The following is a 13,203-nucleotide window of genomic DNA, read 5'->3' on the forward strand; positions in this document are numbered from 1 at the left end:
CGCTGGCCTGGATAGGGACGCGATGGTCCCTTGGCGGCTCGAACTCAGAGCGCCGGTGCACTTTCCGCAAGGGCCCGCCAGTCTTCCCGTTCAGGAATACCGGGTTTGCGGGCGCCGAACAATTGCACGACGAGCTGCCCCTGCGCATCGAAGGCTTCCCAACTGGTGATCACGCCATCGGCGCTTGGCTTGCGTACGCGCCACAGCTGGGTCACGCCGGCAGTCTGCAGGTGCAGGCTGAACTCCGGATCCAGCACGTTGAACCAGGTGTCCAGCCACTTCAGGTTGCTGACGGTACCGCTGTGGATCTGGATGCAATGACGGTTGCCGACGAAAACCATGATCGGCACCTCGCGCGCGCCGGCCTCTTCCATCAGGCGCGGCAGCTCGGAGGTATCCAGCTGCTCGGCCCACTCCGTACCGGCGAGACGCAGCGCCTGAGTGCGTTCGGCCCCGTGCCTCTTCAGCAGCGCGAAGAAGTGGTGAGTGTCCTTCAGCGTTGCCCAGCCCTCGCGCAGGGAATCGACATCGATTTCCGCATCGGGACGAGGCTGGGCGGGGTCGGGCTGCGGACGCAGATCGAGCTCGTCGCTCTGCTCTTCAGCGCGGAAGCGTCCCACCAGCGGCTCCCAGGCGGCGAGCTCGCTGTCTTCGGTGAGGAACACCTTGTGCACTGCAGTGCCTTGCTGGTCGAAGATCTGGATGCTGCGCCGGGTGCCGCGCGAGGTTTCCTCGGCCACGGCGAATACGCTGGCCCAGCCGCCCATGAACAGGCGCAGGTCGATATCGGCGGACACCACCAGGCCCATCTGGCCGTTGGCGGCCACGGAGACCTCCCGGTAATAGCCCTTGCGCTCGTGCACGCAATGCCCGTTGCGGGTCAGCGCCATGATGTAACCCAATTCGCCCAGCGCGGGCAGCAGGCCGGCCCACTCCGGACGCAGACGCACAGTATCGACGCCCAGGCGGCTGGCGGTCAGCTCGGCTTCACTGACGGACAGGTGCTGGGCGGCATCCCGCGCGCGCAGGCTCGGCCGCTCGGAACGCAAGGCTTGCCAGGCCTGGTAGAGAGTTGAAACCGCACTGGGGGTCGAAGATTGCAGGCTCATCTGAAGCTCCTTGTGATTCAGCGACTCGCCGAAAGGGCGAACTCAATGGGGATGTGCACGCGGCTAGGCACAGGCAGGCCGTTCTGGGTTTCAGGGCGGAAGCGCCAGTTGGCGACCGCATCCATGGCCGATCTATCCAGGCTTTCCACGCCAGAGGAGCGAAGCAGCCTCAGCCCTCGCAGTTGGCCACCGGCGTCCAGACGCACTTCCACCAGGACGAGGCCCTGCTGGTTGCGACGGCGTGCCTGGGCCGGATAGACGGGCGGTTTTGGCGGCGTGAGGAATTCGGGCTCACGGCTGAAGACCTCCATGTCCGCCGCCCTGATCGCCGGCGTACTGGCGAGCGCGGGAAGTTCACGGTGGCTTGGGACGGAATCGACGGCGTCCGCTGGCGACGCACTTGCCGATTCGCTGGAGCGAGGCTCGGCGGGCTCCGCCTTGGCCACGGGGCGGGAAGGCGCGGGCTTCGGTTTGCTCGCCGCTACGGTTCGGTGCTCGGGTCCTGGCACCTTCACCGGCTGCGCTGGCCTCGCGTCAGGCAATGGGCGAACCACAGGTGTCGGGCCCGCTAGCGGAACAGGCGCCGGTTCCGGGCTCACGAGTTGAATCAGCATCGCCTCGGGAGCTCGCACGGCCAGGCCTGGCCCATCCATGAGCCCATGCAACAGCCATCCCGCTGCGAGGTGCAGGACCAGGACAAGGGTGAAGCTGGGCAGGAAGCGCGGCATCGAAACCGGACCAATGATTAATTTAATTCATTTGATTATCATTTGCATTTGACTGTCAACGTCATTATGGTCTTGCGTCGATATCAACCTGCGATCACCAGCAAGACCTGACGAAAAAGCCCCGGAAAAAGCGGACATATCGCTGGAAACGGATGCCAGGAAGCCGGAAAGTCTCCGGCGCCCCATGTCGACTGCTGGTACGCCCTTGTTACCGGGAGCCTCCCCATGGCGCTGCGTCCGCCCTTTGCCCGTCGATCCGGGCTTGCCCTGCTGTTGCTCTGCCCTTCCCTCGCGCTGGCCGCCGAAAAGACGGCAACCCAGTTCGACACCATGACGGTGACCGCCACCCGCAGCGAGCAGCGCCTCGACGAGGTGCCGAGCACGGTGACCGTGCAGACCGAGCGCGATATCGACCAGAAGAACGTGAACAACATCCGCGACCTGGTGCGCTATGAACCAGGCGTCTCGGTGAGCGGCACCGGCAGCCGTTTCGGCCTCTCCGGCTTCACCATCCGCGGCATCGGCGGGAACCGGGTACTGACCCAGGTGGACGGCGTGTCCGTTCCGGACGCCTTCAACTTCGGCCCGTTCCTCAACGCCAAGCGCAATTACATCGACCCGGACATCGTCAAGCAGGCGGAAATCATCCGTGGCCCGGCATCCTCGCTGTACGGCAGTGACGCCATCGGCGGCGCGGTGAGCTTCCTGACCAAAGATGCCGCCGACTACCTGGATGAAGGTGACGATGCCTATTCCCGTCTCAAGACCGGCTACAGCAGTGTCGACAACAGCTGGCTGCGCAGCGCGACCTTCGCCGCCCGCCAGGGCTCGCTGGACGGCGTACTCCACCTCGGCCGCCGAACCGGCGACGAAACCGAGACCTTCGGCGGCCGCGGTGGCCTGGGCAGCGGCCGCGAGGAAGCCAATCCGCAGGACTTCGCCACCGACAACATGCTGGCCAAGATCGGCTGGAACTACGCCGGCAACGACCGCCTTCAATTGAGCTACGAGCGCTACCAGGACGACGTCGATACCCGCGTGCTGAGCGAAGCCTCCAGTCTGAGCTCCACATCCCTGGGCGGCGGCATGTCCAGCAATGCCCTGATGGCCGCCAGCAACGCCAAGGACAGCACTGATCGCGAACGCATCAGCCTGGAGCATCAACTGGAGTTGAATACGGCCTTTGCCGACCAGTTGAAATGGCAGCTCAACCACCAGGACAGCCAGATCCGCCAGCAGACCGATCAGAGCCGCTACAGCTGGGTGGCCTTCAACCGCAACCCGATGCCGCCGGCTTCGGCCTTCGAGCGCCTGCGTACCCGCGACTCGGTCTACGAAGAGAAGCTCTGGTCATTCAACAGCCAGCTGGACAAGCACTTCGCCCTGGGTGATACCCGTCATCACCTGATCTACGGCGTCGACCTCAAGCGCCTGGAAAGCAGCGACCTGCGCAAGGGCAACGAGATCCGCGTCAGCACCGGGCAGCCCCTGCCACCGGCATTTGGCGCGGAAACCTTCCCGCTGAGCGACTTCCCCGACCCGGTCACCCACGAGTACGCCCTGTTCGCCCAGGACAGCATCGAGATCGACCGCTGGACCCTGCTGCCCGGCCTGCGCTACGACTACTACGAACTCAGGCCCGACGTGACGCCGCAATACCTGAACAGCAACCCGGTGGACCGCAACCCGTCCAACTTCAGCGATCACCAGCTGTCGCCCAAGCTTGGCGTCACCTATCGGCTGGACGACGCCCACAGCGTCTACGGCCAGTACGCCGCCGGCTTCAAGGCGCCACAGCCGGTGGATATCTTCGGTGAGTTCGTCAATACCAGCATGGGCTATCAGAACATCTCCAATACGCGCCTGAAGCCGGAAACCAGCGACAGCTACGAAATCGGCCTGCGCGGCAAGTACGACACCGGCAGCTTCGGCGTGGCGCTGTTCTATAACCGTTATGAAGACTTCATCGAGCAGGTGACCGTCCCTGATCCGACCGGCAGCAACCTGCTCACCTTCCAGTCGCAGAACTTGAACAAGGTGACCATCCGCGGCGCCGAGGCCCGTGGCGAACTCTTCCTCGACAGTTTCGGCCTGCCGACCGGAACCCGGCTGGTCGGCTCGATCGCCTATGCCCGCGGCAAGAACGAGGAAACCGGGGCGCCGATCAACAGCATCGATCCGCTCAAGGCCGTGATCGGCCTCGCGTACGCGGAACCCTCCGGCAAGTTCGGCGGCGACCTGGCCTGGACCCTGGTCAAGGCCAAGGACCGCATCGACCAGTCGACAAACGCCAGCCTGCGCATCAGCGAGCAGTTCGCCACACCGGGTTACGGCACCCTCGACCTGAACACCTGGTGGCAGGTCACCGATGCCCTCTCGGTCAACGCCGGCCTGTTCAACCTGGCCGACAAGAAGTACTGGCAGTGGGGCGACGTTCAGGGCCTGGACGCCAGCAGCCGCAGCCTGGGCCGCTACACCCAGCCGGGCCGCAACGCATCGGTCAACCTGGTCTGGGAGATCTGACCCCGTTCAGTTTTCAGCACAGGGACGTGCCCCTCTTGGGCAACCCACGGCGGCGCGCGATAATGCGCGCCTGTCGTGGAGATGCCGATGATCCTCCTTTGCCGCCCCGATGAGCTGGCCGAAGGCCAGAGCCGGGGCTTTGACGTTGATGGCCTGAAACTCATGCTGGTGCGCCGGCATGGGCAGGTCCATGCCTATGAGAACCGCTGCCCGCACCGTGGCATTCCGCTGGAGTGGGTTCCGGACCAGTTTCTCGACCACAGCGGCAGCCTGATCCAGTGCGCCGCCCACGGCGCACTATTCCTGATCGAATCGGGAGAATGCGTGACCGGCCCCTGTGTCGGCGATGTCCTGCAGCCGCTGGACTGCCGCGAAGACGCCGAAGGTATCTGGCTGCTACGCGAAGCCTGAGACTCAGAGCCTCACATCGAGGCGGCGGCTGACCCGCACTTCTTCCGGGGTCAACTCGACTCCGTAGGCCAGCACTTCGACACCGGCAGAAACCGCCTCACGCAGGGCCGCCGCATAGGCCGGGTCGATTTCCTCGGCCGGGCGCACCGCGTCGATATTCGAGAGATTCACGCAATACAGCTGCACGGCCCGTACACCGTCGCGGGCCAGCGCGGCCAGCTCACGCAGGTGCTTGCTGCCCCGCGTGGTGACGGCATCTGGAAAAGCGGCAACGGTCGTGCCGTCGAATCCCAGCGTGACACTCTTCACTTCGATGAATGCCGGACCGCTGGCGAAATCCAGGCGGAAGTCGGCGCGGCTGTTTTCCAGCCCGTAGGCCACCTCGCGCTTCAAATTGCCAAAACCTGCCAGTTCAGCGATCACGCCCGCCCGCAGTGCTTCTTCCACCAGGGTATTGGCACGTGCCGTATTGACGCAGGCGAGCCGCCCCTGGGGCGTCTCGGCGATTTCCCAGGTGCCCGGCAGCTTGCGCTTGGGGTCATCGGAGCGACTGAACCAGACCCGGCAACCCTCGCTCATGCAGTTCAGCATCGACCCGGTATTGGGGCAGTGGATGGTCAGCAACTCGCCCGAGGCCAGCTCGATATCCGCGAGGAAGCGCTTGTAGCGCTTGAGCAGCCTGCCCTCCTCCAGGGCGGGGGAGAACCTCATCGGCTCGCCCAGGTTTTCAGACCACGGGTCAGGCGCTGCACCGCCTCTTCCAGACGTGGCAGGCCCTGGGTGTAGGCAAAGCGCACGTGGTGGCCCGCCTGGTGACGGCCGAAATCCAGGCCCGGCGTGAAGGCGAGGTATTCGGTTTCGATGAAGTGGCGGCAGAAGGCGTAGGCATCGCCACCAAAGGCGGAAATGTCGGCATAAAGGTAGAAGGCGCCTTCCGGCTCGACCGCGATGCGGAAGCCCAGTTCGCGGAGGGCCGGTAGCAGGTAGTCGCGGCGGCGGGCGAACTCTTCGCGGCGTTCTTCGAGGATTTCCAGGGTTTGTGGCTGGAAGCAGGCCAGGGCCGCATGCTGGGCCATCGAGGGCGCACTGATATAGAGATTCTGCGCCAGCTTCTCCAGTTCGGGCACTGCATCGGCCGGCGCCACCAGCCAGCCCAGGCGCCAGCCGGTCATGCCGAAATACTTCGAGAAGCTGTTCAGCACGAACGCCTCGTCATCAACCTCCAGCACGCTGCTGGCTTCCATCCCGTACGTCAGGCCGTGGTAGATCTCGTCCACCACCAGGTGGCCACCGCGTGCCTTGAGGGCCTGAGACAGGGCCGCCAGCTCATCGGCGTGCAGTAAGGTGCCGGTTGGGTTGGCCGGCGAGGCGACCAGCGCCCCCACGCTGTCGGAATCCCAGTACCGTTCGACCAGTTGCGGGGTCAGTTGGTAACGGGTTTCGGGGCCTACCGGCACCAGCTGTGCAGCGCCTTCCACCAGGCGCAGGAAGTGGCGATTGCAGGGATAGCCGGGGTCGGCCAGCAGCCAGTGCCTGCCCGGGTCCACCAGCAGGCTGCTGGCCAGCAGCAGGGCGCCGGAGCCACCCGGGGTGATGAGAATGCGATCTGGGTCTATGTTCAACCGATAGCGCGATGCATAGAAGCCGGCGATGGCTTCGCGCAACTGCGGCAGGCCGCGAGCGGCGGTGTAACGGGTATGCCCGGCGGCCAGGGCTGCCTGGCCGGCCTGGACGATGGGCTCGGCGGTGGTGAAGTCCGGCTCGCCGATTTCCAGGTGGATCACGTCGTGACCCGCCGCCTGGAGTTCGTTGGCCCGGGCCAGCAGGGCCATGACGTGGAAGGGTTCGATGGCGCGACTGCGCGCACTGTAGGGCTGGGCCATTGGCCTTCCTTTATTAAGGCAAAGAGAGGATTCTAACCAATGGTCCCTGGACGCTGCAGCATGTGCGACGCGGGGAGTAGCGTACCCGGATTTGATCTGGTAAGTTCGCCCGCTTGCAGCCGCAGGGCCGGTATGACCGGCGATGGACCATAATCCTGCGCAATGGATTAGAGAAAGTGAGAGGCGGCCATCCATGCCCACCAATGCAAAACAACAGAACAGCCAGTTGATTCGTGGCTTCGTGCCCTACCAAGAGACCAAGGGCGAGGAGTACATGAGCGACCGCATGCGCGCTCACTTCACCAACATCCTCAACAAATGGAAGCAGGAGTTGATGGAAGAGGTGGACCGTACCGTGCACCACATGCAGGACGAAGCTGCCAACTTCCCCGACCCGGCCGACCGCGCCAGCCAGGAAGAAGAATTCAGCCTGGAACTGCGCGCCCGCGACCGCGAGCGCAAGCTGATCAAGAAGATCGACGAGACCCTCCAGCTGATCGAAGACAACGATTACGGCTGGTGCGACTCCTGCGGCGTCGAGATCGGCATCCGCCGTCTGGAAGCCCGCCCCACAGCCACCCTCTGCATCGACTGCAAGACTCTGGCGGAGATCAAGGAAAAGCAGCTCGGCTCCTGATGCCGAAACGGGGCGCCAACGGCGCCCCGTCGCTTTACAGGGCCCCGCCCCAATGACGTCCCCTGCCTATATCGGGCGTTTCGCCCCCACGCCTAGCGGCTATCTGCATTTCGGCTCGCTGGTCGCCGCCCTCGCTTCCTACCTCGACGCCCGCGCAAAAGGTGGCCGCTGGCTGCTGCGCATGGAAGACCTCGACCCGCCACGGGAGGTCGAAGGCGCCCAGGCGGCGATCCTCCATACCCTGGAGAACTACGGTTTCCAATGGGACGGCGAAATGGTCCGCCAGAGCGATCGCCATGAGGTCTACGCCAAGGTGATCGACCGTCTCTACGAGATGGGACTGGCCTACGCCTGCACCTGTTCGCGCAAGCAACTGGAAGGGCACCAGGGTGTCTATCCCGGAATCTGCCGCAATGCCCAGCACCCGCAGCATGACGCAGCCATCCGCATTCGCGTGCCGGAGCTGGAATACCACTTCCACGACCGCGTCCAGGGCGAGTACCGCCAGCACCTGGGCCGGGAAGTGGGCGATTTCGTCATTCGCCGTCGAGATGGCCTGTACGCCTATCAACTGGCCGTGGTGCTGGACGACGCCTGGCAGGGCGTGACCGATGTCGTCCGTGGCGCCGACCTGCTGGATTCCACGCCGCGCCAGCTCTATCTTCAGGAATTGCTGGGGTTCAGCCAGCCACGCTACCTGCATGTTCCGCTGATCATCCAGCCGGACGGCCACAAACTGGGCAAGTCCTACCGCTCGCCGCCACTACCGGCCGACAGCGCCGGACCGCTGCTGATGCGCGCCCTGCGCGCCCTGGGCCAGGAGCCACCGCCCGAACTGGCCGGCTGCAGCCCTCGCGAAGTGCTGGAATGGAGCATCACCCACTGGGACGCCGGGCGAATACCGCGTGCCAGGACCCTGGCCGAAGCCCGGCTTCGCTAGCCTCTCGCCCGCCGATGGTGCATTCGCTACCATCGCGGCAGACACGACGAGATTTTGTGGCATGTACATCTATCGACTGGTCCTGCTCCTGGTGGTGGGAATCTACCTGTTCTCCCCCGCCATCATGGATTGGTGGATCGACCCCAACGGTGCCTGGTACCGCCCCTACCTGCTGTGGCTGATCCTGATCGTGGTGACCTTCATCCTGCAGAGTCAACGCGATGCTGATGAGCTTTAGCCTCACGCAGCTGATCCTGATCAGCGCTGCCTACCTTCTGGCCCTTTTCGGCGTGGCCTGGCTCAGTGACCGTGGCTTCGTCCCGCGCTGGATCATCCGCCATCCGCTGACCTACACCCTGTCGCTGGGCGTCTACGCCAGCGCCTGGGCGTTCTACGGCACCGTCGGCCTGGCCTACCAGTACGGCTACGGCTTCCTCGCCAGCTACCTCGGCGTATCCGGTGCCTTCCTGTTGGCGCCGGTGCTGCTCTATCCAATTTTGCGGATCACCCGCACCTATCAGCTCTCTTCCCTGGCCGACCTGTTCGCCTTCCGCTTCCGCAGCACCTGGGCCGGCGCGCTGACCACGGTGATCATGATCATTGGCGTCCTGCCGCTGCTGGCCTTGCAGATCCAGGCAGTGGCCGACTCCATCGGCATCCTCACCCGCGAGCCGGTGCACAACCGCGTCGCCCTGAGCTTCTGCGCACTGATCACCCTCTTCACCATCCTCTTCGGCGCACGCCATATCGCCACCCGCGAGAAGCACGCCGGCCTCGTCTTCGCCATCGCCTTCGAGTCGGTGGTCAAGCTGGTGGCCCTGGGCGGCATTGGCCTCTACGCACTCTATGGGGTGTTCGGCGGCCCGCGTGAACTGGAACTCTGGCTGTTGCAGAACCAGGCTGCGCTGTCCACCCTGCACACCCCACTGCAGGAAGGACCCTGGCGGACCCTCCTGCTGGTGTTCTTCGCGTCGGCGATCGTCATGCCGCACATGTACCACATGACCTTCACCGAGAACCTCAACCCGCGCGCGATGGTCAGCGCGAGCTGGGGCTTGCCGCTGTTCCTGCTGCTGATGAGCCTGGCGATCCCGCTGATCCTCTGGGCTGGCCTCAAGCTGGGCGCCACCACCAATCCGGAATACTTCACCCTGGGCCTCGGCATCGCCGTGGATAACCCGGTACTGGCCCTTCTGGCGTACGTCGGCGGCCTGTCCGCCGCCAGCGGCCTGATCATCGTGCTGACGCTGGCGCTCTCCGGCATGGCCCTCAACCACCTGGTGCTGCCGCTCTACCAGCCGCCGGCCGAGGGCAACATCTACCGCTGGCTGAAGTGGACCCGCCGCGCGCTGATCGCCTTCATCATCATGGCGGGCTACGGCTTCTATCTGCTGCTGGGGGCCGAGCAGGACCTGTCCAACCTCGGCATAGTCGCCTTCGTCGCCACCCTGCAATTCCTGCCGGGCGCGCTCTCGGTGCTCTACTGGCCGACCGCCAACCGCCGCGGTTTCATTGCCGGCCTGCTGGCGGGCTTCCTCGTCTGGCTGTTCGCCATGCTGCTGCCGCTGGTGGGCAACCTGCAGGGCATCTACCTGCCGCTGTTCAACGCCATCTACGTACTCGACGACACCAGCTGGCACATCGCGGCCATCGCCTCCCTGGCGGCCAACGTGCTGATCTTCACCCTGGTTTCGCTGTTCACCGAAGCCAGCCCGGAAGAACGCAGCGCCGCCGAAGCCTGCACCGTGGACAACGTGCGCCGGCCGCAGCGCCGTGAACTGCTGGCCAGCTCGCCCCAGGAATTCGCCACCCAGCTGGCCAAGCCCCTGGGCGCCAAGACCGCTCAGAAGGAAGTGGAGCAGGCGCTGCGCGACCTCCACCTGCCCTTCGACGAACGCCGCCCCTATGCCCTGCGCCGCCTGCGCGACCGCATCGAGGCCAACCTTTCCGGCCTGATGGGCCCCAGCGTGGCCCAGGACATGGTGGAAACCTTCCTGCCCTACAAGTCCGGCAGCGAGGGCTACGTCACCGAAGACATCCACTTCATCGAAAGCCGCCTTGAGGACTACCACTCGCGCCTCACGGGCCTGGCCGCCGAACTGGACGCCCTGCGTCGCTACCATCGCCAGACGCTGCAGGAACTGCCGATGGGCGTCTGCTCGCTGGCCAAGGACCAGGAAATCCTCATGTGGAACCGTGCCATGGAGGAACTGACCGAGATTCCGGCGCAGCGCGTCGTGGGATCGCGACTGTCCACCATCGCCGAACCCTGGAAGGGCTTGCTGGAAGGCTTCATCAACCTGCCCGACGAGCACCTCCACAAGCAGCGCCTGACGCTGGATGGCCAGGTCCGCGCACTGAACCTGCACAAGGCGGCGATCGAAGAACCCCTGGCCCCCGGCAGCAGCGGCCTGGTGTTGCTGGTGGAAGACGTGACCGACACCCAGTTGCTGGAAGACAAGCTGGTGCACTCCGAGCGCCTGGCCTCCATCGGCCGCCTGGCCGCCGGCGTCGCCCACGAGATCGGTAACCCCATCACCGGCATCGCCTGCCTGGCGCAGAACCTGCGGGAAGAACGCGAAGGGGATGCGGAGATCAAGGAGCTCAGCAGCCAGATCCTCGAACAGACCAAGCGCGTCACCCGCATCGTCCAGTCCCTGATGAGCTTCGCCCATGCCGGCGGCCGCCAGCAGGCGAGCGAGCCGGTGTGCCTGGCCGAGGTGGCCCAGGATGCGATCGGCCTGCTATCGCTGAACAAGCGCAGCATCGAGGTGAACTTCTTCAACCTCTGCGATCCGCATCATGTGGTCGAAGGCGACCCGCAGCGCCTCGCCCAGGTGCTTATCAACCTGCTGTCCAACGCCCGCGACGCCTCCCCCGTGGGCAGCGCCATCCGCGTGCGCAGCGAAGCTTCGGAACATACCGTCGACCTCGTCGTCGAGGACGAAGGCAGCGGTATTCCGAAGGCGATCATGGATCGCCTGTTCGAACCCTTCTTCACCACCAAGGACCCAGGGAAAGGGACCGGCCTTGGCCTTGCACTGGTCTATTCGATCGTGGAAGAGCATTATGGACAGATAACCATCGAAAGCCCGGCCGACTCCGAGCACCAGCGCGGCACCCGCATCAGGGTGACGCTGCCTCGTTTTGTCGAAGCGACATCCGCCGTGAGCTGAGACCGTCTAGAGAGCCGAATTAATGCCACATATTCTGATCGTCGAAGACGAAACCATCATTCGCTCTGCCCTGCGCCGCCTGCTGGAACGTAACCAGTACCAGGTCAGCGAGGCCGGCTCCGTCCAGGAAGCCCAGGAGCGCTACAGCATTCCCGGTTTCGACCTCATCATCAGCGACCTCCGCCTTCCCGGCGCTCCCGGTACCGAACTGATCAAGCTGGCCCAGGGCACTCCGGTGCTGATCATGACCAGCTACGCCAGCCTGCGCTCGGCGGTGGATTCGATGAAGATGGGCGCGGTGGACTACATCGCCAAGCCCTTCGACCATGACGAAATGCTCCAGGCGGTTGCCCGCATCCTCAAGGAACGCCAGGACGCCAGGTCGACCCCGAGCGAACGTCCCGCTGCCAGCCGCGGCGGCGACAAGGCGGTCGCCGCCAACGCCGACGGCGAGATCGGCATCATCGGCTCCTGCCCCGCGATGCTCGAGCTCTACAGCAAGATCCGCAAAGTGTCCCCGACCGACTCGACCGTGCTCATCCAGGGCGAGTCCGGCACCGGCAAGGAGCTGGTGGCCCGCGCGTTGCACAACCTGTCCCGCCGCGCCAAGGCACCGCTGATTTCGGTGAACTGCGCCGCCATCCCGGAAACCCTGATCGAGTCCGAACTCTTCGGCCACGAGAAGGGTGCCTTCACCGGCGCCACCGCCGGCCGCGCCGGCCTGGTGGAAGCTGCCGACGGCGGCACCCTGTTCCTCGATGAGATCGGTGAACTGCCCCTGGAAGCCCAGGCCCGCCTGCTGCGCGTCCTGCAGGAAGGCGAAATCCGCCGCGTTGGCTCGGTGCAGTCGCAGAAGGTGGACGTGCGCCTGATCGCGGCAACCCACCGCGACCTCAAGACTCTGGCCAAGACCGGCCAGTTCCGCGAGGACCTCTATTACCGCCTGCACGTCATTTCGCTGAAGCTGCCCGCCCTGCGCGAGCGCGGTAACGACGTGCTGGAAATCGCCCGCTCCTTCCTGGCGCGCCAGTGCACCCAGATGGGGCGTGACAGCCTGCGCTTCGCGACCGATGCCGAACAGGCCATTCGCCACTACAACTGGCCGGGCAACGTGCGTGAGCTGGAAAACGCCATCGAGCGTGCGGTGATCCTGTGCGAGAGCCCGGATATCTCGGCGGACCTGCTGGGCATCGACATCGAGCTGGACGACCTGGACGAAGAGGACTTCAACGAAGCCGCCGTTCCGTCCCAGGCCAACAACACCGCCCACGAGCCCACGGAAGACCTGTCGCTGGAAGACTACTTCCAGCACTTCGTGCTGGAGCACCAGGACCACATGACCGAAACCGAGCTGGCCCGCAAGTTGGGCATCAGCCGCAAATGCCTGTGGGAACGCCGTCAGCGCCTTGGAATTCCGCGCCGCAAATCGGGTGCCGCAGCCGGGCCTTGAGCGCCCGACGCGGGTGACACCGAGGGAACACAAAGGGTTCCCCGCGCTGTTACCCCGCCTAACATCACGTAACAAAGCCGGGTCTAAAGGTAACGAAGACCCGGCTTTTTTTTGCCTACCGCCCAACCACGATTCCTCGCAAACCATTGATTTATAAGGAATCTCAAAAGTTGGCACGGCATCTGCTTTATCTGCGGCACAACAACAATAACAAACGCTGAACCCCACAATAAAAACAAGACGTATCGACTCCAGCACAATAAAAACAAGACAGCGGAGGCGCAGCTAACTGATTCTTTTGGAGAGGAGTTGCCATTGGGGCTTGCCCCACAGCCAGGCAGAGAAC

Annotated in this window: 11 protein-coding genes; 7 read left to right on the plus strand and 4 right to left on the minus strand. The window is 64.5% G+C overall.

The genetic code is table 11. The features are described from left to right. Positions 1-44: 44 nt before the first annotated feature. Together FXN65_RS23565 and FXN65_RS28045 are read right to left on the minus strand one after the other, a co-directional pair. Positions 45-1,109 (minus strand): hemin-degrading factor, encoded by a 1,065-nt coding sequence (locus FXN65_RS23565; protein WP_151136940.1) that lies wholly within the window; start codon positions 1,107-1,109, stop codon positions 45-47. Between the two features lie 17 nt (positions 1,110-1,126). Beyond that, on the minus strand, positions 1,127-1,420 hold the full coding sequence (locus FXN65_RS28045; protein WP_178119385.1) for an energy transducer TonB: 294 nt from the start codon (positions 1,418-1,420) through the stop codon (positions 1,127-1,129). Between the two features lie 642 nt (positions 1,421-2,062). On the opposite strand from FXN65_RS28045, the gene FXN65_RS23575 reads away from it, so the two are divergent. Next, positions 2,063-4,360 carry a TonB-dependent hemoglobin/transferrin/lactoferrin family receptor gene (locus tag FXN65_RS23575; protein ID WP_151136944.1) on the plus strand — a complete coding sequence of 766 codons (2,298 nt, stop codon included), beginning with the start codon at positions 2,063-2,065 and terminating at the stop codon, positions 4,358-4,360. 87 nt (positions 4,361-4,447) lie between these two features. Then, positions 4,448-4,771 carry a Rieske (2Fe-2S) protein gene (locus FXN65_RS23580; RefSeq protein WP_151136946.1) on the plus strand — a complete coding sequence of 108 codons (324 nt, stop codon included), beginning with the start codon at positions 4,448-4,450 and terminating at the stop codon, positions 4,769-4,771. A gap of 3 nt (positions 4,772-4,774) precedes the next feature. Here FXN65_RS23580 and sfsA read toward each other — a convergent pair whose 3' ends face one another. Beyond that, positions 4,775-5,482 (minus strand): DNA/RNA nuclease SfsA, encoded by a 708-nt coding sequence (gene sfsA / locus FXN65_RS23585; protein WP_151136948.1) that lies wholly within the window; start codon positions 5,480-5,482, stop codon positions 4,775-4,777. After that, positions 5,479-6,654, minus strand: coding sequence for a pyridoxal phosphate-dependent aminotransferase (locus tag FXN65_RS23590; RefSeq protein ID WP_151136950.1), 1,176 nt, complete (start codon positions 6,652-6,654; stop codon positions 5,479-5,481). Before FXN65_RS23590 ends, sfsA begins: the two co-directional genes overlap by 4 nt. A 193-nt stretch (positions 6,655-6,847) precedes the next feature. Between FXN65_RS23590 and dksA the strand changes: the two genes are divergently transcribed. The 5 genes from dksA (at position 6,848) to FXN65_RS23615 (ending at position 12,857) form a co-directional block, all read left to right on the plus strand. Continuing rightward, on the plus strand, positions 6,848-7,291 hold the full coding sequence (dksA, locus tag FXN65_RS23595; protein WP_028630036.1) for an RNA polymerase-binding protein DksA: 444 nt from the start codon (positions 6,848-6,850) through the stop codon (positions 7,289-7,291). Positions 7,292-7,343: 52 nt separating this feature from the next. Beyond that, a complete protein-coding gene (gluQRS, locus tag FXN65_RS23600; RefSeq protein ID WP_151136952.1) occupies positions 7,344-8,231 on the plus strand; it encodes a tRNA glutamyl-Q(34) synthetase GluQRS in 888 nt (295 codons plus the stop codon). A gap of 61 nt (positions 8,232-8,292) precedes the next feature. Continuing rightward, the gene (locus tag FXN65_RS23605; protein ID WP_003095129.1) at positions 8,293-8,469 is read left to right on the plus strand and encodes a hypothetical protein; all 177 of its coding nucleotides are present in this window, start codon (positions 8,293-8,295) and stop codon (positions 8,467-8,469) included. Next, complete coding sequence (locus FXN65_RS23610) at positions 8,453-11,407, plus strand: sensor histidine kinase (RefSeq protein ID WP_178119386.1); 2,955 nt, start codon at positions 8,453-8,455, stop codon at positions 11,405-11,407. The genes FXN65_RS23605 and FXN65_RS23610 overlap by 17 nt, the downstream gene beginning before the upstream one ends. Positions 11,408-11,429: 22 nt before the next feature. Next, entirely contained in the window at positions 11,430-12,857 is a 1,428-nt protein-coding gene (locus FXN65_RS23615; RefSeq protein ID WP_151136956.1) for a sigma-54-dependent transcriptional regulator, read from the plus strand. The last annotated feature ends 346 nt before the right edge of the window (positions 12,858-13,203 follow it).

This window comes from Pseudomonas lalkuanensis (assembly GCF_008807375.1).
GTDB lineage: Bacteria > Pseudomonadota > Gammaproteobacteria > Pseudomonadales > Pseudomonadaceae > Metapseudomonas > Metapseudomonas lalkuanensis.